This window comes from Chromobacterium sp. ASV23 (genome assembly GCF_016428945.1).
GTDB classification, from domain to species: Bacteria; Pseudomonadota; Gammaproteobacteria; order Burkholderiales; family Chromobacteriaceae; genus Chromobacterium; species Chromobacterium sinusclupearum.
The window spans coordinates 1-24742 of the sequence record NZ_JAELTR010000012.1 but is presented as its reverse complement, the minus strand read 5'-3'; the positions used below and the strand labels follow the sequence as shown (position 1 = coordinate 24742).

Sequence of the window (24742 nt, the reverse complement as noted above, 5' to 3'; positions counted from 1 at the left end):
ATGGTTTTTGCCATCGCGCGCTTTTCTCATGGCGCAAGACGCGGTTCGAAGCCTTTGGCTGCCAGCTTTCTGGTGATTGTTTTTTGCAAGCGCCGGTTTGGGCATTGCATAAAAATGCACGCTCAATGATATTGGAGCCGAGGCCAGATGCGAGTAGAAAACCATTCCCCGTCTTTGTCGAAGTTGAACCCGCCGGAGGCCGGCTCCGGCGATCCGACGGCGATCGGACGCCGCCTGAGCGGCATCCGCTGCGCGCCGTTGCCGCCCGTCTCGGCCGCCAGCGACGGCGAGGCCGCTGCCGCCGGAAAAATCGGCGCCTTTCTGCGCAAGGCCGTGGCGGCGCAGTCCTATGGTCTGATGTTCGCGAACGGCAAGCTGTTCGAGGCGACCGGCGACGCATTGGAAAAGCGCGGGCAATACGGCTTCAGCGCCCTGCAGCGGCTGGGCAGCCTGTCCCGGCACAATCTGGCGGCGGTTGAGGCCAGACTGGGCGCGCTGGACTCCGCCGAGCGCGGCCTGAAGGAACGCATCATGACCGGCGTCTGGCATTTCCGCCACCAGTCCAATGCGGCGCTGGACGACGGCAAGACGGCGGCGATCGCGTCCAATCATCTGCTGGCCCGGGAATCGCGGTCCTCGGGCGGCAATACCTTCGCGGGCGACAAGGCGCGGTTGAGCAATCATGACTTCGTGTTCTTCGGCGTGGAGTTCTCCGGGCAGGACAAGCAAGACAAGCCGTTGAATCATAAGCATAGCACGATGGACTTCGGCGCGAACGCCTACGTCGTCTCCGATACGCTGCCGGCATGCCGCCATGGCTACCTGACCCTGACCGACCACTTCTTCAACCGGGTGCCCGGCGGGCGCGAGGCCGAGCATCAGGATTTCGTCGGCAGCTTCCCGCAGATGGGGGCGGAGACGGGGCGCTGGATTCACGAGGGCAAATACCGTCAGAACGCCCCGATATTCAACTCTCGCGACATGAAGGCCGCAGTGGCGTTGCACCTGATCGAATTTCTGCGCGACAGCAAGGACGAGGCCTTCAAGGCCTATGTGTTCGACCAGGCCATGCAATCCGGCCCAGCGCTGGACCGGGTGCTGAACAGCGTCTTCCAGGCCGAGTTCCATATCCCGCGCCTGATGGCGACGACGGACTACGCCAAGCACTCGTTGCGTCCCATGCTGCTGGAGGAGGCGGTGGACTCGGTGAATCTGCCGGCATTGTCCGGTCTGGTCTCGAGCAAGGGCGACGCGGTGACGGCGATGTGGCACGCCATCTATAAAGGCAAGGACGCGGTGGCGGCCCACCTGCTGGACAACTGGCGTTTCGAGGCCAGCGATTTTGCCAGCACGCCGCTCGGCTCTTTCCGTGAACTGAACTATGCGCTGAGCGAGCATGGCGCCAGCGTCTATATCCTGGACCAGTTCCTGTCCCGCGGCTTGGCAGAGGTGAACGCGCGGTTCGAAGTTGTGAACAGCGGCGACACCATGCTGGACAATGCGGTCATATGGGACAATAGGGAAATGGCAGCGGTGCTGATCAAGCACGGTGCCGACCGGAACTTGCTGTCGGAGTGGAATAGCGGAAAACTTGACGCCTTGCTCGCCTAGCGCGGCGAGGTTGGCCGGATGAAAAACCGTCCCGGGTCCGGAACGGTTTTTTCGACCGCAGGCGCGACGGCTATTCGTTTCGCAGCGCCCGCAGCCAGTCCAGGCGCTGGCGCCAGATCACCGGCGCGCACCAGGCCAGGTGGGCGGTGGCCAGCACATTGAGCAAGGCAGCCGCCAGCAGCAGCATGGAGATGCTGTCGTACCACTTCAGCATCAGCGCGCTGCCGATGGCCGCCGCCACCATGTAGAAGCCGTTGATGATGTTGTTGGCGGCTACTGCCTGCGAGCGAAATGCGTCCGGGCTGCCGGTTTGCAGCCAAGTGTACAGCGGCACGGTGAAGAAGCCGCCGAAGAAGCCCAGCAAGGCCACATCGACGATGCTGCGCCAGCTGCCGGGGCGCGACAGGTATTCTGTCAGTGTGGCCAGCTGGCCTTGGTAATGCGGCATCGCGCCCAGGGCCAGATCGCCGCCGAACACTGTCATGCCGGCGCTGCCCAGGAGCACGATGCCCAGCTGCAATTGGCCGTGCGATACCTTGGCGCAGGCCATGGAGCCGATGCCGATGCCGATGGAGAACAAGGCCAGCAGCAGGGTGTAGACATCGGCGTCGCCGCCCAGATGCAGCCGGGTGAAGGTGGGCAGCTGGGTGGTGTAGATCGCGCCCATCAGCCAGAACCAGGAAATGCCGAGGATGGCGCAGCGCACATCGTGGATTTTCCAGGCTTGCCCTACCAGTTGCACCGAATCGCCGATGAAGTTCCAAGACAGTTTCAGGTGCGGCGCGCCGGCCGGCACCGAGGGCATCTTGGCGCTGCTGAAATAGCCGAGCACGGCAGTGGCCAGCAGCGCGGCGATGATCATCAGCACGCTATTGTGCGTCAGCATGCTGCCCAGCAGCTGGCCCAGCAGAATGGCGAGGAAGGTGCCCATCTCGATCAGACCGGTGCCGCCCACCAGTTCGTGCTCGCGCAGATACTGCGGTAACACCGAATACTTCAGCGGACCGAAGAAGGCGGAGTGCGTGCCCATCAGGAACAAGGCACCCAGCAGGATGGCGGCCGATTGCAACAGGAAGCCGGCGCCGGCCAGCAGCATGATGGCGATTTCCGCCAGCTTGATCAGCCGGGCGATGCGCGCCTTGTCGAAGCGCTCGGACAACTTGCCCGCGCTGGCCGAGAACAGAAAGAACGGCAGAATGAAAATGCCGGCGGCCAGGTTGACCAGCTGCTCCGGCGGCAGCCCGGCGGTAGTCAGGCCGTGAAAGCTGATCAGCACCACAATGGCGGTTTTCAGCATATTGTCGTTGAAGGCGCCCAAAAACTGGGTGCCGAACAGCGGCAGGAAACGCCGGGTGGCGAAGAAGGAGAATTCGGATTTCATGGAGCCGTTCATGAAAAAGGCGGGAACCGCATGCTAACGGATTCCCGCCTGCTTGTCAGTGGCGCCGGTTTACGCCAGCGACAGCCACAGGCCGGCCGTGGAGGCGGTCATGAAACCGGTCAGTATCGAAGCCAGCAGCGCGCGCATGCCGATGTCGGCCAGCTCCTGCTGCCGCGACGGGGCCAGCGAGCCGATGCCGGCCACGCAGATGCCCACGGAGGAAAAGTTGGAAAAGCTGGCCAGAGCGAAGGTGGAGATCATCACCGTGCTGGGCGACAGCGAGCCGGCCGCCTTCATCTTGGCCAGGTCCAGATAGGCGATGAACTCGTTCAGCACGATCTTCTGGCCCAGCAGGCTGCCGACGCCCAGGGTCTCGTGCCAGCCTATGCCCATCAGGAAGGCGCAGACGCGGAAAGCTTGGCCGGCCAGGTATTGCAGCGTCAGGCCGTCGAACATGCCGCCGGTGGCGGCGCGGATGGCGCCGTTGACGCCCAGCAGTTCGCCCAGGCCATCCTTCACCGCGTAATTGGCCAGCGCGATCAGCGACACGATGGCCAGCAGAATGGTGGCCACGGCGGCGGCCATCTTCATGCCGTCCAGCGCGCCGGACACCACGGCGCTGACGAAGTTGCCGCCGGTCTTTTCCTGCTCGGCCGTGAGCTTGTTGCTGGAAATCTCGGCCGGGCTGGTTTCCGGGAACATGATCTTGCAGAAAGTGGCGGCACCGGCAGCGTTCATGCAGGATGCGGTCAGCAGGTATGTGGCGAAGCGCGCCTGCTCAGCCGGGTCGGTGCCGCCGAGAAAGGCCACGTAAGCGGCCATCACGCCGCCGGACAGCGTGGACATGCCGGCAATCATCACGCAGGCCAGCTCGGAGCGGGTCATGTGCTGGATGTAGGGCCGGGCCAGCAGCGGAGCCTCAGTCTGGCCTAGGAAGATGTTGGCAGCGGTCACCACGCTCTCCGGGCCGGACAGGCACAGGCTGCGCTTCATCAGCCAGGCCAGGCCGTTGACCACTTTCTGCAAGATGCCGAAGTGGTATAGCAAGGCGCTGAAGGCGGAGAAAAAGATGATGACCGGCAGCACGGTGAAGGCGAACAGGAAACCGAGCTTGCCGCCGGGATGAGCCAGGTCGCCGAAAATGAAGCGCGCCCCGTCGCCGGAGAAGCTCAATACCTTGGCGAAGCCGCTGCCGAAAGCGGAAAAGCCGGCGTTGACCGCGGGCAGGTAGTTGATCGCCAGGAACAGGCCGCTGGGAATGGCCAGGCCGATCAGCACGGTGCGCCAGTTGATGGCGCGGCGGTTGGTGGAGAAAGCGAAGGCTGTGCCGACAAGGAGCAGCATGCCGGCCAGGGCTTGTATGGTATTCACGGAGACGCCTTTAAAACTAGCAGGATAATGATTTGCTAATGCTTAAAGACGCGGCATTCTACAGCAAGAAACCGCCGGCCATAAAGGGCGGCGGTCGATTGCGGCGCATTTTACCCGGATGGGTAGCGCATCGTCATTCCGGCTTGTCGTCGCTATGCGGCGTGTCGTCGTCCATCAGGATGCGGTGGGCCGGGCCTTCCATGTCGTCGAATTGGCCGGCGCGGGTGGCCCACCAGAAAATCGCGCCGATGACGAAGGCCAGCACCAGGCTGAGTGGAATGAGCAGATAAAGGCTTTCCATCAAGGTTTCCGTTGGGTAAGGCGCAGGGCGTTGCCGACCACCAGCAGCGAGCTGAGCGCCATGCCCAGGCTGGCCAGCCACGGCGTGACATGGCCGGCGATGGCCAAGGGCAGCGCCACCACATTATACCCCGCCGCCCACAGCAGGTTTTGCCGAATCACCGTCAGCGCCCGCCGGCCCATGGCGATGGCCTGGTCTATCAGCAGCAGCTGGTCGGCGATCAACACCATGTCGCCGCTGGCGCGGGCGACATCGGTGCCGCCGCCCATGGCGATGGAAACGTCGGCGCGCGCCAGCACCGGGGCGTCGTTGATGCCGTCGCCCACCATCAGCACGCGCCGGCCCTGGGCCTGCAGTTGGGAAACGAAGGCCAGCTTGTCCTCCGGCGCGGCGCGGGCGCGCCAATCCGCGATGCCCAGCTCTTCAGCCAAGCTGGCGACGGCGGTTTCGCCATCGCCGCTGAGCAGATGCACGGCCAGGCCGCGCGCGCGCAGCTTGTGCGCCAGCGCGGCGGCGTCGTCTCGGCAGCTGTCGCCGATGGCGAAGCAGGCCTGCACGCCATCGCGATTGGCCAGCAGCACGTGGCTGCAGTCTGGATGCCAGTTTGTCTGTTCCGTTACCGGCTGGTTCAGCCAGGCGGCGATGAACGGCGCCGATCCCAATCGCCATTCCTCGCCGTCAATCCTCCCGGCGACGCCGTGTCCCGGATGATTGGCCGCGGATTGCAGAGCGGGCAGCGCGAGGCCCTCCGCCGCGGCGACGATGGCTTGCGCCAGCGGGTGTTCGGAAGCCTGTTCCAGCGCCGCGGCCAGCGCCAAGGCCTGTGTGCGCGGCAAGGGGCCTTGCGCATCGCGCAGCCGCATCTGGCCGTGCGTCAGCGTGCCGGTCTTGTCGAACACCACGTCGGTGATTTTCGCCATCGCCTCCAAGGCATGGCCGCGCGTGGTGAGCACGCCTTGCGCGGCAAGGTTGCCGCTGGCGGCGGTCAGCGCAGCCGGGGTGGCCAGCGACAGCGCGCAGGGGCAGGAGATCACCAGCACCGCCACCATGATCCACAGCGCGCGGTCCGGATCGATGACATGCCAGCCGATATAGCTGGCCGCCGCGGCCAGCAGCAGCAGCGCGACAAACCAGCTGGCGAAGCGGTCCGCCAGCACCGCCAGCCTGGGTTTTTCCGACAGCGCCTGGTCCAAGAGCCGCACGATGCCGGCCAGCCGGGTGGCGGGGCCGACCTGTTCCACCCGCATCACCAGCGGGCTGGCGGTGTTGACGCTGCCGGCGATCAGCGCATCGCCGGGCTGCTTGGCGATGGGCCGGCTTTCGCCGGTCAGCAGCGATTCGTTGCTGGCGCTTTTGCCGTCCAGCACGGCGCCGTCGGCCGGGATGGTTTCGCCGGGTTTGATCAGGATGACGTCGCCGGGGCGCAGGCTGGCGACGGTGGCTTCGTGGCTGTCGCGGCTGTCTGGCCAATTCGCCAGGCGGTGGGCGAAGGCCGGCACCAGCTTGACCAGGCTTTCGCTGGCGGCGCCGGCCTTGCGCCGGGCGATGCCTTCCAGATAGCGGCCGCCCAGCAGCAGAAACACGAACATCGACACCGAGTCGAAATAGATGCCGTGCTCGTACTTGTGGATCAGCGCCCAGAAGCTGGCGAAGAATGCCGTGAGAATGCCGATGGTGACCGGCGTATCCATGCCCATGCGGCCGCGTTTCAGGTCGCGCCAGGTATTGCGGTAGAACGGCAGGGCCGAATACAGCAGCACCGGCAGCGTCAGGATGAAGCTGGCCCAGTGCAGCAGCCACAGGAAGTCCGGGGCGATGTCGCCGTCCGGCGCCAGGTAGACCGGCACCGCGTACATCATCACCTGCATCATCGAGAGCCCGGCCACCCATAGCCGGGTCAAGGCCTGCTTGCGTTCTTTTTGCTGCAGTTTCTCCTGGCGCTCGGCATCGTAGGGGTGGGCGCGATAGCCTATGTCCGCCACCGCCTGCAAAATGGCGGACAGCTGGATGCGGCTGTTGTCCCAGCGCACGCGGGCGCGCTGGGTGCTGTAATTGATGTCTACCGACAGCACGCCGGGCAGTTGGCGCAGATGCTGTTCGTTCAGCCAGATGCAGGCGGCGCAGGTGATGCCTTCCAGCATCAGCGCCGCTTCGCGCTCTTCGCCGTCGCCGCGGTGGACGAAGCTTTGCTGCAGCTCTTCGGCGTCGTATAGCTTGATCTGCTCCAGCACGGCGGACGGCAGCGCCTCGGCGCGGGCCGCTCCTTCGGTCCGGTGCTGGTAATAGTCGGCCAGACCGGACTGGATGATGGTGTTGGCCACCGCCTGGCAGCCGGCGCAACAGGCCGCCTCTTCTTGCTGGCGGTAGCGGATGGGGAAGCGGGCGCCGGCGGGGACGGGCAGGCCGCAATGGAAACAGTTCTCGCTCATGACGAGGGATTGTAATCAATGCTGGCCCGGATTGCTTGATCCAGCTCATAGGCTGTCCAGTCGCGGCGCTTGCATTGTCCGGCATTGGCCGCATCTGTCCGTCATTGAGCGCAAGCCGACGAAAGGATGGAAATCATGATGCAGGCAGTGGTGCAACACACGCCCGGCGGCGTGGAAACGATGGCAATCGGCGAGTGGCCGCGTCCGCAATGGGCGCCGGGCAAGTTGCTGGTGCGGGTGATGGCGGCCGGCGTCAACCGCGCCGACCTGATGCAGCGCGAGGGCCGCTATCCGCCGCCGCCTGGCGCCAGCCCGCTGATGGGCCTGGAGGTGGCCGGCTGGGTGGAGGAGGCGGCGGACGGTTCGGCGTTCCAGCCTGGCGACGCGGTATTCGGCCTGGTGGAGGGCGGCGGCTACGCCGAGTACGTGCTGATGGAGGAAGCGCTGGCCATCGCCAAGCCGGACGAATTGTCCTGGGTGGAGGCCGCCAGCCTGCCGGAGGCCTGGATGACGGCCTGGTTCAATCTGGTGGAAAAGGCCCAGTTGCAAGCCGGCGAGCGCGTATTGGTGCATGCCGGCGCCAGCGGCGTGGGCGCGGCGGCGATCCAGCTGGCGAACATGCTGGGCGCGACGGCGTTCGCCAGCGCGGGCAGCGCGCAAAAGCTGGCGTTCTGCCGTGAGATGGGCGCGCGGCAAGTCTTCAATTACCGCGAGACGGCGGCATTTGGCGATCTGGTCAAAAGCTGGGGCGGGGCGGATGTGGCGCTGGACCCGGTGGGCGCCAGCTATCTGGCGGAGAACCTGCAGGCGCTGAATCCGGATGGCCGTTTAGTGAACATCGGCCTGATGGGCGGCTTGAAGGCGGAGCTGGATTTCGGCCGGCTGCTGATGAAGCGCATCAGCCTGATAGGCTCTACGCTGCGACCGCAGCCCTTGGCGGTGAAGGCCAGGTTGGCGGCGGCGCTGCGCGAGCGCATTCTGCCGGCGATCCTCGACGGCCGGCTGCGCGCCGTGGTGGACAGCAGCTATCCCTGGACCCAGGTAGCGGACGCGCATCAGTATATGGCGGAAAACCGCAACCTGGGCAAGGTGGTGCTGACGATGTTTCCCACCCAGGCCGGGGAGGCCTGAGCGGGTATGGTTTAGCCGTGGGCCTGGTTCAGTCGGCGGGCGATGATGTCGTGGTTCAGCCATAGCACCGGGGCGGCCGGCTGCGCGGCTTCGCCGAACATCAGCGCGCCGCTGGCTTCGATCACCAGGCTGCTGAGGTGGTCGGTGATCAGCGCCTTGGCGTCGCGGTGCATGGCGACGATGGATTCGGAGGTGCCTATCATCACTTCCGCCAGTTCCGGGCTGTTCGGCATCGGCCAGGCGGCGAAATTGCGGAAGCCGCGCATCACTTCGTCATTATTCAGCGTGTCAAGCTTGCTCAGCACGTCTTCCAGCGCGCAGCCGTCCTGCAGCAACGCGGCGCAGGCTTGCCATTGCGCGTCCGCCCAAGCGCCGGCTTGCTCGCGCTTCAAGGCGCGCAGCAGCGCCAGCAGCGGCAGCTCCACGCCAACGAAGATGTCGGACGAATTGGTGCGGATTTCCGGACAATTGAACACCGTGGCTTTGACGCCGTTTTGCCAGGCCGCGCGGGCGATGTTTTCCAGCCGCATCTTGGCGTAGCCCTGGGTGTAGTTGGTATAGGTCTGCCACTGGTATTCGCCGTTGATCAGAATTTCGGTGCCGTGATAGCCATAGGCTGTGTAGCGCGCTTGGCCGCCGGATGATTCCAGGCGCTGGCGCAGCTTGGCGCTGCCGTCTATCAGGTGCTGGAAGGTATTGGCGGTGACTTCGTCGAAGTTCTGCAGGATCAGCTTGCCCAAATCGCTGCCCAGCAGCGCTTCGGTGGACAGGAAGCGTTCGCCGCGGCCCTTGTAGACGCGGTTGGCGATGGCCAGGAATACCTTGGCTTTGGGAATGCCGCCGGCCATGGTGTGGGCGAACAGCACGTTGCGGCCATCGGCGATCATGCCGTCCAGCTGCGCCATGGCCTGCGCCACGCCAGCCTGAAAGCGGGCGACGCCGATCTGGCGGCATTTTTCGATGTGTTCCCAGTCCAGCTTGTCATCCTGCCAGGTCTTCAGGCTGAGCGCGGCCAGCAGCTGGGTGGGCGTGGCCTCGCCTGCCGGCGCGTCCTGGTCGAAACCGGCCATCAGCGGCACGTTGATGATCTTGCCGCCCAGATTGGCCTCCGCTTCCGCCAGCTCTTGTTCGTTCAGCGGGCGCAGCTGGTTGTTCTCGTCGCGGCGGCCCACGGTCATGCCGATGATTTCCATGCCGGCCTTGCGCGCCTCGTTGATCAGGCCGTTGGCGTAGCCGCGGCCGAACAATTCGCCGAACAGGACGAATACGTCGCCGGGACGGAAGAGGGTGTGTTGCGGGAGTGTGCGCAGGGCGGTGGCTTCGGTCATGTGATCGATCTTTCCGGATTGATGGCGACTTGCCGCGCTAATGGCGGGCATGTTGCGAGTGTTTTAGTGTGATTGCTCGAAAATGGCGTGCATGATACCCGAAACGGCTTCTCATGCGCGCCATTTCGACGCGGCGGCGGACTCTGCCGCCGGCATGTCACGATTGCAGCGGCGACAGCGCTTCGATCAGCGCCACTTCCTGGGCGTAGCTCAGATTCTTCAGTTTGCCGAGCAGCGCCTCGCTGTCGATCTGGAACTGTTGATCCAGCTCGTCGTCGATGATGCGGGCTTCCACCGCCAGCCACACGCCGCGGCAGGAGGCCGCGCTGTCGAAGTGGATGCCGGCGATGACGCCGGCGATCAGGCGCAGTTCGTCGTCGCTGAACAGGCGCGACAGCAGCGCTTGCTCGCGGCGGACGATTTCGGCGTAGCGGTCGCAGATCTGCTGCACGCGGTCGGCATCGCCGTAATGGGCGGGCTCCTCGTGGGTTGGCGCGGCGCCGCCATGATGGAACCAGGCCTCGATCAGCGGACGCAGCTGAGGCAAGTCCTCATGCCAAACGCGCGACAGGGCCTCGCGAAATTCCGCGTTGTCGGTGAAGGACAGCTCGTCGAAGGGCATGGCCGGCAGCACGTTTTCGTCCAGCGTGCGCTTGCCCACCCAGATGCGGCCCTCGTCGTCCAGCCGGGCTTCGCCGCGCCAGACCGCCTGTTCTTCGGTGGCCAGATTGTCGACGTGGATTTCCACATACGGCAGCGGCACGTTCTGCCCCTCGTCCTCGGTGACGAAGCGCAGGGTGATGTCGAACAGGCCGTGCTTCAATACTTCCAATAGTTGCAGGCCGCCGGCGTGGCCGGCCAGGATGTAGCGATCGTCATTTTCATAAACGGCCACTTCTTCGGGATGGGCGGCCGGATGGATCAGCTTGGCGCGCAGCGCGTCTGCCAGTTCGTTGGCGTCGTTATGGTGGATGTCGAAGCCGGTGCGGTAGGCTTCGCGCTCATGCCACAGAGCGTTCCAGTCGTACATGTTGGGAGTCCTTGGTGTTGCCGGATGGCCGGCAGTGTAGCGCCAAAAGCCGATGGCGACGAGTCGGCCGAGCTTTCGGCCTCAAGTTTTTGCCGCCGCCGTTTATTAATGGAGAAACTATAAAACTATCATTTGTTTTTACCGAAATTTTCTTGGCGCTGGGCTAGCATGCTATAATCTTTCGATTTTTCTGTTTTCAGAATTCCAGCCGAAACGCTAAACATGACCCGACAAATCCGCAACATCGCCATCATCGCCCACGTGGACCATGGCAAGACCACCCTGGTTGACCAATTGCTGAAACAAAGCGGCACCTTCCGCGAAAACCAGCATGTCGACGAACGCGTAATGGACAGCAACGATCTTGAAAAAGAGCGCGGCATTACCATTCTCGCCAAAAATACCGCCATCAACTACGAAGGCGTGCACATCAACATCGTCGACACCCCGGGACACGCCGACTTCGGCGGCGAGGTGGAGCGGGTGCTGGGCATGGTGGACGGCGTGGTGCTGCTGGTCGACGCCGTGGAAGGCCCGATGCCGCAAACGCGCTTCGTGACCAAGAAGGCGCTGGCTCTGGGCCTGCGTCCCATCGTGGTGATCAACAAGATCGACCGTCCGGGCTCGCGTCCGGACTGGGTGGTTGACCAGACTTTCGACCTGTTCGACAAGCTGGGCGCCACCGACGAACAACTGGATTTCCCGATCATCTACGCATCGGGCCTGTCCGGTTTCGCCAAGCATGAGCTGGATCAGGAATCCAGCGATATGCGTCCGCTGTTTGATACCGTGCTGTCCCACGTGCCGACTCCGGCCGGCAGTGCCGATGCGCCGCTGCAGCTGCAGATCTCCGCGCTGGACTACTCCACCTATACCGGCCGCCTGGGTCTGGGCCGCGTGCTGAACGGCCGCATCAAGCCGGGTCAGCAAGTGGTGGTGATGAACCACGAAGAACAGGTTGCCACCGGCCGCATCAACCAGGTGCTGGGCTTCAAGGGCCTGGAGCGCGTGGAAGTGCCGGAAGCGGAAGCCGGCGACATCGTGATCATCTCCGGCATCGAGGATATCGGCATCGGCGTGACCATCTGCGACAAGGACCAGCCGGTTGGCCTGCCGGTGCTGTCCGTGGACGAGCCGACCCTGACCATGGACTTCATGGTGAACACCTCGCCGCTGGCCGGCACCGAAGGCAAGTTCGTGACCTCGCGCCAGATTCGCGATCGCCTGAACAAAGAGCTGCTGACCAACGTGGCGCTGCGCGTGGAAGATACCGGCGACGCCGACGTGTTCCGCGTGTCCGGCCGCGGCGAACTGCACCTGACCATCCTGCTGGAAAACATGCGCCGCGAAGGCTTCGAAATGGCTGTGGCCAAGCCGCGCGTGGTTTACAAGGAAATCAACGGCCAGAAGTGCGAGCCGTATGAAAACCTGACCATCGACCTGGAAGACGATCACCAGGGCGGCGTGATGGAGGAAATCGGCCGCCGCCGCGGCGAGCTGACCAATATGGAATCGGACGGCATGGGCCGCACCCGGCTGGAATACCATATCCCGGCGCGCGGCCTGATCGGCTTCCAGTCCGACTTCATGACCATGACCCGCGGCACCGGCCTGATGAGCCACGTGTTCGACGACTACGCGCCGGTGAAGCCGGATCTGCCGGGCCGTCACAATGGCGTGCTGATCTCGCAGGAAAACGGCGAAGCTGTCGCTTACGCGCTGTGGAAGCTGGAAGATCGCGGCCGCATGTTCGTGTCCCCGGGCGACAAGCTGTACGAAGGCATGATCATCGGCATTCACAGCCGCGACAACGACCTGGTGGTGAACCCGGTCAAGGGCAAGCAGCTGACCAACGTGCGCGCCTCCGGCACCGACGAAGCCGTGCGCCTGACCACCCCGATCAAGCTGACGCTGGAATCGGCCGTGGAGTTCATCGACGACGACGAGCTGGTGGAAATCACGCCGAAGTCCATCCGCATCCGCAAGCGCTACCTGCAAGAGCATGAGCGCCGCAAGATGGCCAAGATCGAAAGCAACTGATCAGGTTTTACAGCTTGGCATGAAACAAGCCCCGCGCAAGCGGGGCTTTTTTTCACTACTGGCGTCCGCTCAGCGCGCTGTTCATTTTGTCGTACAACTGGCGATAGACGGCCTGGTCGCTGCATAGCTTGGTGCGTGAGTTGCCGTTGCTGTCCCAGATGGTCTGGCGGATATGCGCGCGCAGCAAGACTTGGCCGGCTTGTCCACCTGGGCGCAGTGTCAGCAGGGTTTCCGTGGTTTGGTGGTCGGGTTTGCCGGGCAGCGGAAACTTCAATTTCAGGATGCCGCGTAAAATTTGTCGCGACTGGCTGATCAGCACCTCATCCTTTTCCGCCCGGATCAGGCCGTAGTCGGCGTCGACTTCGATGCGGTTGTATCCCAGCGTTTCCAGCGCCTTGCGTCCCGCCTGCAGCGCCGAGGCCGCGGTCGCGCCTTCCAGGCGCGTATCCCGCACTTGCAGGTAGCTTTGGTTTTCTTGGGCGGAAGGCTCGATGCGGAGTTGCGTCGAGCTGTAGCGCAGAATGTTGCCTCCCTGGCCCTGAACTTGTTCGTTATCGGCCGCCAGACTGTGCGCACTCAGTGCGGCCAGCAGATAAAACATGGCAATGCGGCGCATGGCTTTGCTCCGTTGAATATTGTCATGCACTTTAGCGGCGATTCCATGCCATTGGTGTTTCATATTGTGCGCATCATCATCGATCGCCGTGAAATCACAATATATTGATCAATGGCAAATTCTTTCCCCATATTTTGAATAAAAAGCCGGGCAGCGCCTGGTGGATTTCGCCACAATAACGTCCGTTGCGGAGCCGGCGCGCGACGGTGCGCGCCGATTTCCGTTTTCCGACGATAGAACTGTGGAGGAGGGGCGACGATGCTTCAGGTGCGCAAGCGCGATGGCGCGGTGGTGGAATTCGACATCGGCAAGATTGCCAATGCTTGCCGGCGGGCGGCGGCGGCGGCCGGCCATGCGGAACCGGCCGGTCTGGCGCTGGAAATCGCTGCGCAAGTGGAGCGCGAGTGCCGCGAATTGGCGCGGGATGGCCGTCTGGACATTCCGGCCATCCAGAAGCGGGTGGAGGATGCGCTGATGCGGCGTTATCCGGAAGTGGCGCGGGTCTATATCGAGTACCGCCATGACCGCGACACCGTGCGCGCCCGCGGTTCCGAGCTGCACGCCAAACTGATGGGCCTGGTGCACAAGACCGACGAGGAGGCCACCACCGAGAACGCCAACAAGGACGCCAATGTGTTTCCGGTGATGCGCGACCTGATGGCGGGCATCGTGTCCAAGCAGTTCGCCGGCAACTTCCTGCCCAAGGATATCCTGGCCGCGCATGATGATGGAGACATCCATTTTCATGATCTGGACTACTCGCCGTTCCTGCCGTTCACCAATTGCTGCCTGGTGGATTTGCAGGGCATGCTGGAGCAGGGTTTCCGCCTGGGCAATGCCCAGATCGAGAGTCCCAAGTCGATAGGCGTGGCGTGCGCCGTCACTGCGCAGATCATCGCGCAGGTGGCCAGCCACCAGTACGGCGGCACCACCATCCCGAATATCGATCAGACGCTGGCGCCGTATGTGCTGAAGAGCTATCGCAAGAATCTGGACGTGGCCAGGCAATACGCCATCCCCGATCCTGAACGTTACGCCCGCGAGCGGACGGAGAAGGAATGTTACGATGGCATTCAGGCTTGCGAGTATGAGATCAACACCCTGTTCAGCTCCAACGGCCAGCAGCCGTTCGTGACTTTCTCCTTCGGCATGGGCACGGCTTGGGAGGAGCGCATCATTCAGCAGTCCATCCTGCGCGTGCGCATCAAAGGCCTGGGCAAGGAAGGCATCACGCCGGTATTCCCCAAGCTGGTGATGTTCATCGACGATGGGATCAATCTGAAGCCGTGCGATCCCAATTACGATATCAAGCAGCTGGCGCTGGAATGCACCTCCAAGCGCATGTATCCGGACATCATTTCCGCCGCCTTGATCCGCCAGACCACCGGCTCTTCGGTGCCGGTTTCGCCCATGGGGTGCCGCAGTTTCCTGTCGGTGTGGCGCGACGCGTCGGGCCGGGAGGTGCTGGATGGCCGCAACAATCTGGGCGTGGTCAGTCTGAATCTGCCGCGCATCGCCATCGAGGCGCGCGGCGATGCCGAGGCGTTTTGGCGCTTGCTGGAGCCGCGTCTGCAGCTGTGTTTCCGCGCGCTGATGCTGCGCATCGAGCGGCTGCGCGGGGTCAAGGCCAATGTGGCGCCGATTTTGTACACCGAAGGCGCCTTCGGCATGCGGCTGCAGCCGGACGAGGACATCATGCGTTTGTTTGAGGGCGGGCGCGCCTCCATTTCCCTGGGTTACATCGGCCTGCATGAGGTGGGCGTGCTGCTGTTCGGCGCGCATCCGGCTGACAGCCGCGAGGCTCAGGCATTCCAGCGCCAGGTGGTGGCGCGGATGAAGGAAGCCGCCGCGCAATGGCGGCGCGAAACCGGTTTCGCCTTCTCCTTGTACTCCACGCCCAGCGAGTCCTTGTGCCATCGCTTCTGCAAGCTGGATAAGGAGAGGTTTGGCAATATTCCCGATGTCACGGACAAGGGCTACTACACCAATTCCTTCCATCTGGACGTGTTCCGCAAGGTTGACCCGTTTGAGAAGATAGACTTCGAAACCGGCTTCGCCGAGCTGGCCAACGGCGGCCATATCACCTATGTCGAGCTGCCGAACATGCAGCACAATCTGAAGGCGCTGGAAGCGATCTGGGATTATGCCTTGCAGCGCGTGCCGTACTTCGGCAGCAATACCCCGGTGGACTCCTGCGGCCAGTGCGGCTTCATGGGAGAGGCCGTGGCCGACGCGGCGGGGTTTTGCTGCCCGCAATGCGGAAACCGCGACAGCGCCTCGCTGTCGGTGACGCGCCGGGTGTGCGGTTATCTGGGCAGTCCCAATGCCCGGCCGTTCAATGCGGGCAAGCAGAAGGAAGTGATGCGGCGCGTCAAGCATTATGGCGGCGAGCATTGAGGTAGCGATGAATTACGACCGCTACTACACCTGCGATTTGCTCAATGGCGAAGGGGTGAGGGTGACGCTGTTTGTCACCGGTTGTCCGCATGCCTGCCCAGGCTGCCACAACCCGTCGACCTGGGACCGCAAGGCGGGCCGGCCTTTCACGCCAGAGGTGCGCGATCAGTTGCTGGCGCATTGCGCCAAGCACGACGGCCTGAGCCTATCGGGCGGCGATCCGCTGCACCCGGCCAATCGCGGCGAGATTCTGGACTTGTGCCGGCGCTTCAAGGCCCGCTATCCGGACAAGGATATCTGGCTATGGACCGGCTACCGGCATGAGGAAGTGGCTGAGCTGGATATTCTGCGCTTCGTCGATGTGCTGATAGACGGCCGCTACCGCCAGGACTTGCCGACCAGCAAGCCCTGGCGGGGGTCGGATAATCAACGGCTGATCAGGTTGAACGCTTGATCAGGGGCAGTTGTTGCTGCCGCTGACGCAGCTGACGTAATTGCTCTCGAAGCCGAGATTGCTGCGGTCTCGTCCGTACAGCGCGAGCATCTTGTAATCGCTGGCGGCCAGCGTCAGGCTGGACAGGTTGAAGCTGGCGCTGCCGGCGCTGCCAAGCTTGCCGCCCAGGTCGATGTGGACGGGATTGTCGCAGCTGCCGCTGTTGCAGAATGAGGCATCATGCGGGACGACGGCATTGTCGCCGGTCCAGGAGAAGCTCAAGGTGTTGCCCTGGGCGCTGGCGTAGTTGGCCAAGGCGCTCTGACTGGCGCTGTCCAGCGTCAGCCAAGGCAGTGTCGCCAGCTGAGACGATTGCGGCGGCACGCCATCCACGCGAGTGAAGACGCTGGTGATCAGGCTGCCGAAGGCATTGTCGGAGTACAGGTCGATCTTCACTTGCCGTCCGCGCTGGAAGAAGGCGGAGATCAGCGCATCGCCAGAAGCGAGGTTGCCATTATTGAAGCCGTCCAGGCCCAGCCATGTGCTTCCGCAACTGCTGCCTTGCATGGTGAGCCAGGATTGGCTGGTGCAGCCGGCATTGCTGAGCGTCGCGATGGGTGTGCTGTCCCAGCCGGTGCCGGCGGCGTTGCGTTGATAGACCTTGGCGGACTGAATCACGTTGCTGGCGCCATTGGCGCCGGTATGAATCTCAAAAGAAATCGCGCGGTAATAGCTGGGTTGTGGATTGCTGACGCCTACTCGCAGCGTGCGCTGCACATTGGCGTTGACATGGATTTCATAGGGCGATGCCTGGCCCAGCAGTTTCCATGCCGTTGCGCCGTTGCGCAGCACCACCGCCATTTCCGCGCCTTCCTGCACTGTGCTGCCGTTGATGACGTCGAAGCCGACCGTGCAGATTTTGTCGCTGCCGGAGAAGTCGCAATCGCGCAGGGTGGGGTTGGCGACGCTGCCGCCGAGCAAGCCGCCTTGCGACAGGAAGCCGCAGATTTGCGAAGCGAAATTGCTGGTATTGAGCGTTTGCTGGTTGATGCTGAGTGTGAACTGAGGATCCAGCAGGCCGACGTTGTTGTTCAGCACGGCGGCGCAGGCGCTGGCGCTGCTGCTGCCGGCGGCGCTATTCAATGCCGAAAATATCTGGCTGATGCTGGTCAGGTCCAAGCTAAGCCCATTGAGCAAGGTGCTGTCGCTCAAGCTGCCGGATTGGCTGCCGCTATTGTCCACGTAGAAGTTGCTGCTGCCAAAGCGCCCCTCCAGCTGTACGAAGGTATGGCCGTTATTGGTCCCGGTATTGGCGGCGATGGCGTCCAGCACCTTGTCCATCCCGGTGCGATTGGCGCTGAAGGCCGTGGTGGTGAGGTCAGCGCCGCTATTGAGGCCGGATGCGGTCAGGACTTGAGATAAAGCGCCCTGCAGTGTTTGCTGGCTGCTGCTGAGCGCGCTGGCGGATGGCGCGCCGGCGGTCATGATGTTGGCGGCGTCGCTGCCGCTGGCCAGCGTGACCAGGGCGGTGGTCAACGACGTGACATTGGCGGTGCCCGCGCTTTGGGCGACGGCGTAATGACAGGTGTAGACCGCGTTGACCAGGCCGCAGGCCTGCAGTCGGAAGGGCGCGGTCAGCGCGCTGACGTCCAGGTTGCTGTAGCTGCCATCGCTATTGACGCTGACGCTGGCGGTCTGGCCATTGGCGCCCAGCACCGTCAGCGTGGCATTCTGCATCGGCGCGCCTACCGCCACGGTTCCGGACAAGCTGCTCGATCCTGAGCCGCCGCCGCTACCGCCGCCACAGGATGCCAGCATGAAGCAGCATCCCAGCCAAAACCATGCAGCTTGAGCCTTCATTGCATTTCTCCTTTGCGGTTTGGCCGGCAACGGCCAGTGTTTTCAGACTAGTCAAAAACCATGTTAGATGCATGGCGGATTGCCGTTTGCCGTCTCTTAGGTGTTTCGCTGTTTTAGTTTGTTGCGATTTTTTGCGCTGCCCCTGCGCGTTTGCTTGATTCATTTATCATGAGCTGGATGGTCCATCGAAAATAATGAAGGAGGAGCGGGCAATGGCTTGGACGAAAGCGCAAAGGCAAACGGTGTTCGCCTGCTATCTGGGCTGGACGCTGGATGCGTTCGATTTCTTCTTGATGGTGTTCGTACTCAAGGATATCGCCCGCGAGTTCGGCACCGATATCGAGGCGGTCAGCTGGGCGACGATGCTGACGCTGGCGGCGCGGCCGATAGGCGCGTTGATATTTGGCCGGTTGGCGGATCGATTCGGCCGGCGTCCGGTGCTGATGGCCAATATCGTGCTGTATTCCGTGCTGGGGTTTTCCTCGGCCTTTGCGCCCAATCTGATCGTGCTACTGGTGCTGCGCACGCTGTTCGGCGTGGCGATGGGCGGAGAGTGGGGCGTGGGTTCGTCGCTGACGATGGAGAGCATACCCAAGGAATCGCGCGGCTTCGTCTCCGGCCTGCTGCAGGCTGGTTATCCCAGCGGCTACCTGCTGGCGACGCTGGCTTTCGGCCAGTTGTTCGAGCATATAGGCTGGCGCGGCATGTTCATGCTCAGCCTGTTGCCGGCATTGCTGACCTTGTACATCAGGCGCAATGTGCCGGAAAGCCCCAGTTGGGAGGCCGCGCGCCATCACGACAAGCCTGGCCTCCTGGAGACCATAGTCGCGCAGTGGAGGCTGTCGTTGTACGCCATCGCGCTGATGACCTGCTTCAACTTCTTTTCCCACGGCACGCAGGACATGTATCCGACTTTCCTGCGGGTGCAGCACAAGTTCGATCCGCATACGGTGCAGATGATAGGCATTTGCCTCAATGTGGGGGCGATTATCGGCGGCTTGTCGGTCGGCGCGCTGTCGGAAAGGATAGGTAGGCGCAACGCCATTACGTTGGCGGCGCTGTTCGTGCTGCCGGTGCTGCCGCTGTGGGCTTTCTCCAGCACGCCGCTGATGCTGGCGACCGGCGCCTTTTTGATGCAAATCGCGGTGCAGGGCGCTTGGGGGGTGATTCCGGCGCACCTGAACGAAATCTCGCCGCTGGCGGTGCGCGCCACCTTTCCCGGGCTGGTCTATCAGCTGGGCAATCTGCTGGCATCGGTCAATAGTCCGATGCAGGCGCACATGGCCAAGACCAATGGCGGCGACTATGGGCTGGCGATGGCCATCGTCGCCGGCTTGGTGGCATTGGCCATCGCGATATTGATCCGCTTCAGTCGCGAGCGGCGAGGGGAGTCGATGTCGGCGCTGTAACCGTAGCCCCGGCTTTTTCAATCACAACTGGGCCAGTCGCGCGCGGCAGGCTTGCGCCTCGTCCATGATGCGGGCAAGCAGTTCGGCCACCGTCGGCACATCGTCGATTAGGCCCTGGGCCTGGCCTATCAATTGCACGCCCTTTTCATGGTCGCCGTCCTGGATGGCTAGGCGGATGGATTCCGTCGCGGCGCCGAACAGTGCCAATTGGCGCAAGGCTTGCGGCTGGCTCAGCATGCCGCCTATCGCCACCTTCATCACGGGCATCCCCATGCGCCGGGCGACCGCGCTGGCGCGGAAGGCGGCCGGTATCAGTCCCAGTGGTTTGCGGCTGGCGCGGCGCGCGGCGGGGGTGTCCATCATTCGGCACCAGAGTCCGTCGAAGTTTTTCGAATACAGCGTGTCGGCTACGCCGCGCTGCAGCACCATGTCCTTGGTGTTGGCATGCACCGGGCTTTCCCGCGTCATGGCGAGCCGGGTGCCCATGGCGACGGCGTCCGCGCCCAGCGCCAGCGCCGCGATGAGGCCCTCGCCGCCGGCAAAGCCGCCGGCGGCGACGATGGGTAGCGAGCTGGCGCGCCGGATCGCCGGCACCAGCACCAGCGAGGTGACGCTGCCGCCGTGCGCAGCTGCCTCGTGTCCTGTCACCAGCAAGGCGTCGGCCCCGCATTTTTCCGCCGAGACGGCGTGCTTTTCCGTGACCACCGTCGCCAGCACTTTGCCGCCGTAGCGGTGCGCCGCTTCGGCGATCCAGTCGCCCTTGCCCAGCGAGTAGTTGATCACCGGCACCTGTTCTTCCAGCGCGACCCTGGCATTGTCGGCCGCGCCCGGCATCATCAAGGTGCAGCCGACGCCGAAGGGCTTGTCAGTCAATTCGCGGATGCGGCGGATGGCGGCCCGGGTGGCGTCGGCGGAGAGCGGGCCGGTGGCGAGGATGCCCAGGCCACCGGCATTGCCGACGGCGGCGACCAGTTCCGGCGTGGCGATATAGCTCATGCCGGGGCAGAGCAGCGGGCGTTCAATGCCAAACAGGTGGGTGATGGCGGTGTGCATGATGGCGGCCGATGGCTGGTTTACAATGACGCCTTATTGTTGATGTATTTTTCCTGAAATTCAAACGATTGTTTTAATTATGATGCTGATCGTGCTGATGGCCTGGTTATATGTGGTATTGATGCTTGCCGTAGCGCAGGATTCCGTGGCAGCCGGATTGGCTGTCGGCTTCCTGCTCGGGGTGCTGCCAACCTGGTTTGTCGCATGGGTGGTACGCAACAAGCTGCGCCGCCGCCGCGCGGAGCGAGAACAGGGACGGAAAGCTTGAGGCGGAAGGCTTTCCGGTGCTAGAATCTTGCGTCCTTGCCATATCGGCTGGGATTTTAATCAAAACTACGCACATCCGCGCCAAAGGGTGCCCGGCGGAACCAGTTTCCAGAACGGGTTGTCTGCGCGGATGGAGGCTTAACCCTTTTAGGAGTTTTTGCATGTCCACCAACGTTACCATGCGTCAAATGCTTGAGGCCGGCGTTCACTTCGGCCACCAAACCCGCTTCTGGAACCCGAAGATGGCCAAGTACATCTTTGGCAGCCGTAACAAGATCCACATCATCAACCTGGAAAAGACCCTGCCGCTGTTCGTAGAGTCCCAGGAGTATGTGCGTCGTCTGGCTGCCAACAAGGGCACCGTGATGTTCGTGGGCACCAAGCGTCAAGCGCGTGAGATCGTACGTGAAGAAGCTGCCCGTTGCGGCATGCCGTTTGTCGACCACCGCTGGCTGGGCGGCATGCTGACCAACTACAAGACCGTGAAGCAGTCCATCAAGCGTCTTGAAGAAAAGCGCGCCATCCTGGAATCCGCCGGCGAAACCGGTTACAACAAGAAAGAACTGCTGGACCTGCAGCGCGAAGTTGAAAAGCTCGAGCGCTCGCTGGGCGGTATCAAGGATATGAAGGGCCTGCCGGACGCCATCTTCGTTATCGACACCGGCTACCAGAAGGGTACCATCGTCGAAGCCAAGAAGCTGGGCATTCCGGTGATCGGCGTTGTTGATACCAACAACTCCCCGGACGGCATCGATTACGTGATCCCGGGTAACGACGACTCCAGCCGTGCCATCCGTCTGTACGCTCGCGGCATCGCCGACGCGGTACTGGAAGGTCGCGCGCACTCTCTGCAAGAGATCGTCGCTGCTGCTGAAACGGCTCAGGCCGAGTAAGCGGACCAAAAGGGGCGCAAGCCCCTTTTTTTGGACCCGATCATTTACGTAATCCAAATTATTAGGAGTGAAGCATGGCGGAAATCACCGCAAAAATGGTTTCGGATCTGCGCGTGGCCACCGGCCTGGGCATGATGGAATGCAAGAAGGCTCTGGTTGAGGCTGAAGGCGACTTCGCCAAGGCGGAAGAAATCCTGCGCATCAAGTCCGGCAACAAGGCCTCCAAGATGGCCGGTCGCCTGGCTGCCGAAGGCATCATCGGTTCCTACGTTGAAGCTGGCGTGGGCGCGCTGGTGGAAGTGAACTGCGAAACCGACTTCGTGGCCAAGGACCCGACCTTCGTCGCCCTGGCTACCGCCGCCGCCAAGGCTGTCGCCATCGCCAATCCGGCCGATGTGGAAGCGCTGGGCGCGGTTGAAGTGGACGGCGTGCAAGTGGAAGAAATCCGCAAGGCCGCCATCGCCAAGCTGGGCGAGAACATGACCATCCGTCGTTTTGTTCGCTACCAGACCGAAGGCGCGATCGCTACCTACCTGCACGGCGCGAAGATCGGCGTGATCGTCGACTACGCTGGTGCCGAGCAAGTGGGCAAGGACGTGGCCATGCACATCGCCGCTTCCAAGCCGCTGTGCGTGTCCAAGGATCAGGTTCCGGCCGAGACCCTGGAGCAAGAGCGCAAGATCTACACCGCTCAGGCTGCCGAATCCGGCAAGCCGGCCGACATCGTCGCCAAGATGGTGGAAGGCCGCGTGAACAAGTTCCTGGCCGAAGTGACCCTGCTGGGTCAGCCCTTCGTCAAGAACCCGGATCAGACCGTTGAAAAGCTGCTGGCCGAACAAAAGGCCTCGGTGAAGGCGTTCGCCATGTTCGTGGTGGGCGAAGGCATCGAGAAGAAGGTAGTGGATTACGCCGCTGAAGTGGCTGCCGCCGCCAAGCTGTAAGCCTGGCGCTACCGCTGTACCGACGGCACCCTGCATGCAGGGTGCCGTTTTGCAAACTGAAATACCATAAACCGCCAACACCGAGGACATCATGAGCCAAGTTCCTGCCTATAAACGCATTCTGCTGAAACTTTCCGGCGAAGCCCTGATGGGCGATGACAGCTATGGTATCAACCGCGCCACGATCGAGCAGATCGTCGGCCAGATCAAGGAAGTGGTGGAGCTTGGCGTAGAGGTAGGCATCGTCATCGGCGGCGGCAACATCTTCCGCGGCGTGGCGCCGGCGGCCGCCGGCATGGACCGCGCCACCGCGGACTACATGGGCATGATGGCCACCGTGATGAATGCGCTGGCGCTGAAGGATGCCATGACCAAGGTGGGCCTGATCGCCCGCGTGCAGTCCGCGCTGACCATGCAGCAGATCGCCGAGCCTTATGTGCGCGGCAAGGCCATGCAGTACCTGGAAGAGGGCAAGGTCGTGATCTTCGCCGCCGGCACCGGCAACCCCTTCTTTACCACCGATACCGCCGCCGCGCTGCGCGGCATGGAAATGAACGTCGACATCATGCTGAAGGCCACCAAGGTGGACGGCGTGTATACCGACGACCCGAAAAAGAACCCGGATGCGGTGCGCTACCAGACCCTGACTTTCGACGAGGCCATTTCGCGCAATCTGAAAGTGATGGACGCCACCGCCTTTGCGCTGTGCCGCGACCAGCAGCTGAATATCAAGGTGTTCAGCATCTTCAAGAACGGCGCGCTGCGCCGGGTCGTGCTTGGCGAAGACGAAGGCACGCTGGTACACTGCTGAGTTTGAAAATTGCTGAAGGCGAAAACGGCAATGGCCGTTTTCGCCTTGTTATTTGAAGTTTCGATTGGGAGTGCGACATGATTAACGAGATCAAGAAATCGGCCGAACAAAAAATGCAGAAATCGCTGGAGGCGTTCAAGAACGACTTGGCCAAGGTTCGTACCGGCCGCGCCCACACCGGTATTCTGGATCATGTCATGGTTGACTACTACGGCAGCGATGTGCCGGTGAATCAGGTGGCCAACGTCACGCTGATCGACGCGCGCACCATCGGCGTGCAGCCGTGGGAAAAGCCGATGCTGGCCAAAATCGAGAAGGCCATCCGTGATTCCGATCTGGGCCTGAACCCGGCGTCCATGGGCGAAGTCATCCGCGTGCCGATGCCGATGCTGACCGAGGAGCGCCGCAAGGACCTGATCAAGGTGGTGCGCGGCGAGGCCGAAGGCGCGCGCGTGGCCGTGCGCAATATCCGCCGGGACTCCAACACTGAATTCAAGAATCTGCTGAAGGACAAGACCATCACCGAGGACGACGAGCGCCGCGGCCAGGACGAAATCCAGAAGCTGACCGACAAGTACACCGCAGAAATCGACAAGATGCTGGCCGCCAAAGAAGCCGATCTGATGGCTGTGTAAGGGGCTGCTCTTGTTTTCCGCATCCTGGAAGGATACGCCGGAGGGGCGCGAGCCGCCCCGGCATATCGCCATCATCATGGATGGCAATGGCCGTTGGGCCAAGAAGCGTTTCCTGCCGCGCGTGGCCGGCCACAAGCGCGGACTGGACGCGGTCCGCGAGATCGTCAAGGCCTGCAAGGAGCTGGGCGTCGGCTATCTGACGCTGTTCGCGTTCTCCACTGAAAACTGGCGTCGGCCGCAAGAGGAAGTCAGCTTCTTGATGGAGCTGTTTCTGCGCGCGCTGGACAATGAGGTGGAGCGTCTGCATGGCAACAATATCCGTCTGAAGGTGTTGGGTTCGCGCGAGCGGTTCAGCGCCGAGCTGTGCGAACGCATCGATCGCGCGGAGCAGAAAACGGCCGGCAATGACGGCTTGGTGCTCAGCATCGCCGCCGATTACGGCGGCCGCTGGGATATCGTGCAGGCTGCCAACCAGCTGTTGCGGCAGGGCGCGACTGAAATCACCGAGGAGGCCCTGAGCCGCCAGTTGACGATGTCTTGGGCGCCGGAGCCGGATTTGTTCATCCGCACCGGCGGCGAGCAGCGCATCAGCAACTTCCTGCTATGGCAGCTGGCGTATTCCGAGCTGTACTTCACCGATCTGCTGTGGCCCGATTTCGATCGCGCGGCGCTGGAGCAGGCCATTTCTTCCTACTGGCAGCGTGAACGGCGCTTTGGTCGCACCAGCGAGCAACTGCCGGAACATTTGCGCCGCGACCGACCCTAACCTTTCATGCTCAAAACGCGTATTCTGACTGCGCTGGTG

At 62.8% G+C, this 24742-nt stretch carries 21 protein-coding genes; 12 read left to right on the top strand and 9 right to left on the bottom strand.

The genetic code is table 11. The features are described 5' to 3' along the window. The first annotated feature begins 147 nt into the window (after positions 1–147). The gene (gene copC / locus JHD59_RS07395; RefSeq protein ID WP_199153774.1) at positions 148–1611 is read left to right on the top strand and encodes an arginine ADP-riboxanase CopC; all 1464 of its coding nucleotides are present in this window, start codon (positions 148–150) and stop codon (positions 1609–1611) included. Between the two features lie 70 nt (positions 1612–1681). On the opposite strand, the gene JHD59_RS07390 is transcribed toward copC, so the two are convergent. The 4 genes from JHD59_RS07390 to JHD59_RS07375 all read right to left on the bottom strand — a co-directional run bounded on the left by JHD59_RS07390 (position 1682) and on the right by JHD59_RS07375 (position 7093). Beyond that, the gene (locus tag JHD59_RS07390; RefSeq protein WP_199153773.1) at positions 1682–2992 is read right to left on the bottom strand and encodes an MFS transporter; all 1311 of its coding nucleotides are present in this window, start codon (positions 2990–2992) and stop codon (positions 1682–1684) included. 69 nt (positions 2993–3061) lie between these two features. Beyond that, complete coding sequence (locus JHD59_RS07385; protein ID WP_199153772.1) at positions 3062–4363, bottom strand: nucleoside transporter C-terminal domain-containing protein; 1302 nt, start codon at positions 4361–4363, stop codon at positions 3062–3064. 133 nt (positions 4364–4496) lie between these two features. Beyond that, complete coding sequence (gene ccoS, locus JHD59_RS07380) at positions 4497–4664, bottom strand: cbb3-type cytochrome oxidase assembly protein CcoS (RefSeq protein ID WP_103316864.1); 168 nt, start codon at positions 4662–4664, stop codon at positions 4497–4499. Continuing rightward, on the bottom strand, positions 4664–7093 hold the full coding sequence (locus JHD59_RS07375; protein ID WP_199153771.1) for a heavy metal translocating P-type ATPase: 2430 nt from the start codon (positions 7091–7093) through the stop codon (positions 4664–4666). Before JHD59_RS07375 ends, ccoS begins: the two co-directional genes overlap by 1 nt. Before the next feature lie 135 nt (positions 7094–7228). On the opposite strand from JHD59_RS07375, the gene JHD59_RS07370 reads away from it, so the two are divergent. After that, on the top strand, positions 7229–8224 hold the full coding sequence (locus JHD59_RS07370; protein ID WP_233163942.1) for an NAD(P)H-quinone oxidoreductase: 996 nt from the start codon (positions 7229–7231) through the stop codon (positions 8222–8224). 11 nt (positions 8225–8235) lie between these two features. Here JHD59_RS07370 and JHD59_RS07365 read toward each other — a convergent pair whose 3' ends face one another. Both JHD59_RS07365 and JHD59_RS07360 read right to left on the bottom strand, forming a co-directional pair. Then, positions 8236–9552 carry a hypothetical protein gene (locus JHD59_RS07365; protein WP_199153769.1) on the bottom strand — a complete coding sequence of 439 codons (1317 nt, stop codon included), beginning with the start codon at positions 9550–9552 and terminating at the stop codon, positions 8236–8238. 157 nt (positions 9553–9709) lie between these two features. After that, positions 9710–10582, bottom strand: coding sequence for a hypothetical protein (locus tag JHD59_RS07360; RefSeq protein WP_103316858.1), 873 nt, complete (start codon positions 10580–10582; stop codon positions 9710–9712). Positions 10583–10804: 222 nt separating this feature from the next. Here JHD59_RS07360 and typA point away from each other — a divergent pair, with 222 nt between their 5' ends. Beyond that, positions 10805–12622, top strand: coding sequence for a translational GTPase TypA (gene typA / locus JHD59_RS07355; RefSeq protein ID WP_106076415.1), 1818 nt, complete (start codon positions 10805–10807; stop codon positions 12620–12622). Between the two features lie 55 nt (positions 12623–12677). On the opposite strand, the gene JHD59_RS07350 is transcribed toward typA, so the two are convergent. Further along, complete coding sequence (locus tag JHD59_RS07350) at positions 12678–13238, bottom strand: hypothetical protein (RefSeq protein WP_199153768.1); 561 nt, start codon at positions 13236–13238, stop codon at positions 12678–12680. 258 nt (positions 13239–13496) lie between these two features. On the opposite strand from JHD59_RS07350, the gene nrdD reads away from it, so the two are divergent. Beyond that, positions 13497–15635 (top strand): anaerobic ribonucleoside-triphosphate reductase, encoded by a 2139-nt coding sequence (nrdD, locus tag JHD59_RS07345; protein WP_199153767.1) that lies wholly within the window; start codon positions 13497–13499, stop codon positions 15633–15635. A gap of 7 nt (positions 15636–15642) precedes the next feature. After that, the gene (gene nrdG, locus JHD59_RS07340) at positions 15643–16089 is read left to right on the top strand and encodes an anaerobic ribonucleoside-triphosphate reductase activating protein (RefSeq protein ID WP_199153766.1); all 447 of its coding nucleotides are present in this window, start codon (positions 15643–15645) and stop codon (positions 16087–16089) included. Here nrdG and JHD59_RS07335 read toward each other — a convergent pair whose 3' ends face one another. Beyond that, positions 16090–17928, bottom strand: a complete 1839-nt coding sequence (locus JHD59_RS07335; protein WP_199153765.1) for a hypothetical protein — start codon at positions 17926–17928, stop codon at positions 16090–16092. A 212-nt stretch (positions 17929–18140) separates the two neighbouring features. Between JHD59_RS07335 and JHD59_RS07330 the strand changes: the two genes are divergently transcribed. Next, complete coding sequence (locus tag JHD59_RS07330; protein WP_199153764.1) at positions 18141–19337, top strand: MFS transporter; 1197 nt, start codon at positions 18141–18143, stop codon at positions 19335–19337. 21 nt (positions 19338–19358) lie between these two features. On the opposite strand, the gene JHD59_RS07325 is transcribed toward JHD59_RS07330, so the two are convergent. Further along, entirely contained in the window at positions 19359–20417 is a 1059-nt protein-coding gene (locus JHD59_RS07325) for an NAD(P)H-dependent flavin oxidoreductase (RefSeq protein WP_368671550.1), read from the bottom strand. Positions 20418–20469: 52 nt separating this feature from the next. On the opposite strand from JHD59_RS07325, the gene JHD59_RS07320 reads away from it, so the two are divergent. From JHD59_RS07320 to JHD59_RS07295, 6 genes are all read left to right on the top strand, one after another. After that, positions 20470–20658: an ATP synthase subunit I gene (locus JHD59_RS07320; protein WP_233163941.1), complete on the top strand. Its 189-nt coding sequence runs from the start codon at positions 20470–20472 to the stop codon at positions 20656–20658. A 160-nt stretch (positions 20659–20818) separates the two neighbouring features. Beyond that, complete coding sequence (gene rpsB, locus JHD59_RS07315; protein WP_043624984.1) at positions 20819–21550, top strand: 30S ribosomal protein S2; 732 nt, start codon at positions 20819–20821, stop codon at positions 21548–21550. 74 nt (positions 21551–21624) lie between these two features. After that, positions 21625–22491 (top strand): translation elongation factor Ts, encoded by an 867-nt coding sequence (tsf, locus tag JHD59_RS07310; RefSeq protein ID WP_103316842.1) that lies wholly within the window; start codon positions 21625–21627, stop codon positions 22489–22491. Positions 22492–22582: 91 nt separating this feature from the next. Beyond that, positions 22583–23302, top strand: coding sequence for a UMP kinase (gene pyrH / locus JHD59_RS07305; protein ID WP_103316840.1), 720 nt, complete (start codon positions 22583–22585; stop codon positions 23300–23302). A gap of 77 nt (positions 23303–23379) precedes the next feature. Beyond that, on the top strand, positions 23380–23937 hold the full coding sequence (frr, locus tag JHD59_RS07300; RefSeq protein WP_103316838.1) for a ribosome recycling factor: 558 nt from the start codon (positions 23380–23382) through the stop codon (positions 23935–23937). A gap of 10 nt (positions 23938–23947) precedes the next feature. Further along, positions 23948–24703: an isoprenyl transferase gene (locus JHD59_RS07295; protein WP_233163940.1), complete on the top strand. Its 756-nt coding sequence runs from the start codon at positions 23948–23950 to the stop codon at positions 24701–24703. Positions 24704–24742 lie beyond the last annotated feature (39 nt).

What these genes read in the sequence shown, in the direction of transcription:
- copC (WP_199153774.1), top strand. Translation starts at nt 148, where the DNA reads ATGCGAGTAGAAAACCATTCCCCGTCTTTGTCGAAGTTGAACCCGCCG.
- JHD59_RS07390 (WP_199153773.1), bottom strand. Translation starts at nt 2,992, where the DNA reads ATGAAATCCGAATTCTCCTTCTTCGCCACCCGGCGTTTCCTGCCGCTG.
- ccoS (WP_103316864.1), bottom strand. Translation starts at nt 4,664, where the DNA reads ATGGAAAGCCTTTATCTGCTCATTCCACTCAGCCTGGTGCTGGCCTTC.
- JHD59_RS07375 (WP_199153771.1), bottom strand. Translation starts at nt 7,093, where the DNA reads ATGAGCGAGAACTGTTTCCATTGCGGCCTGCCCGTCCCCGCCGGCGCC.
- JHD59_RS07370 (WP_233163942.1), top strand. Translation starts at nt 7,229, where the DNA reads ATGATGCAGGCAGTGGTGCAACACACGCCCGGCGGCGTGGAAACGATG.
- JHD59_RS07365 (WP_199153769.1), bottom strand. Translation starts at nt 9,552, where the DNA reads ATGACCGAAGCCACCGCCCTGCGCACACTCCCGCAACACACCCTCTTC.
- JHD59_RS07360 (WP_103316858.1), bottom strand. Translation starts at nt 10,582, where the DNA reads ATGTACGACTGGAACGCTCTGTGGCATGAGCGCGAAGCCTACCGCACC.
- typA (WP_106076415.1), top strand. Translation starts at nt 10,805, where the DNA reads ATGACCCGACAAATCCGCAACATCGCCATCATCGCCCACGTGGACCAT.
- JHD59_RS07350 (WP_199153768.1), bottom strand. Translation starts at nt 13,238, where the DNA reads ATGCGCCGCATTGCCATGTTTTATCTGCTGGCCGCACTGAGTGCGCAC.
- nrdD (WP_199153767.1), top strand. Translation starts at nt 13,497, where the DNA reads ATGCTTCAGGTGCGCAAGCGCGATGGCGCGGTGGTGGAATTCGACATC.
- nrdG (WP_199153766.1), top strand. Translation starts at nt 15,643, where the DNA reads ATGAATTACGACCGCTACTACACCTGCGATTTGCTCAATGGCGAAGGG.
- JHD59_RS07335 (WP_199153765.1), bottom strand. Translation starts at nt 17,928, where the DNA reads ATGAAGGCTCAAGCTGCATGGTTTTGGCTGGGATGCTGCTTCATGCTG.
- JHD59_RS07330 (WP_199153764.1), top strand. Translation starts at nt 18,141, where the DNA reads ATGGCTTGGACGAAAGCGCAAAGGCAAACGGTGTTCGCCTGCTATCTG.
- JHD59_RS07320 (WP_233163941.1), top strand. Translation starts at nt 20,470, where the DNA reads ATGATGCTGATCGTGCTGATGGCCTGGTTATATGTGGTATTGATGCTT.
- rpsB (WP_043624984.1), top strand. Translation starts at nt 20,819, where the DNA reads ATGTCCACCAACGTTACCATGCGTCAAATGCTTGAGGCCGGCGTTCAC.
- tsf (WP_103316842.1), top strand. Translation starts at nt 21,625, where the DNA reads ATGGCGGAAATCACCGCAAAAATGGTTTCGGATCTGCGCGTGGCCACC.
- pyrH (WP_103316840.1), top strand. Translation starts at nt 22,583, where the DNA reads ATGAGCCAAGTTCCTGCCTATAAACGCATTCTGCTGAAACTTTCCGGC.
- frr (WP_103316838.1), top strand. Translation starts at nt 23,380, where the DNA reads ATGATTAACGAGATCAAGAAATCGGCCGAACAAAAAATGCAGAAATCG.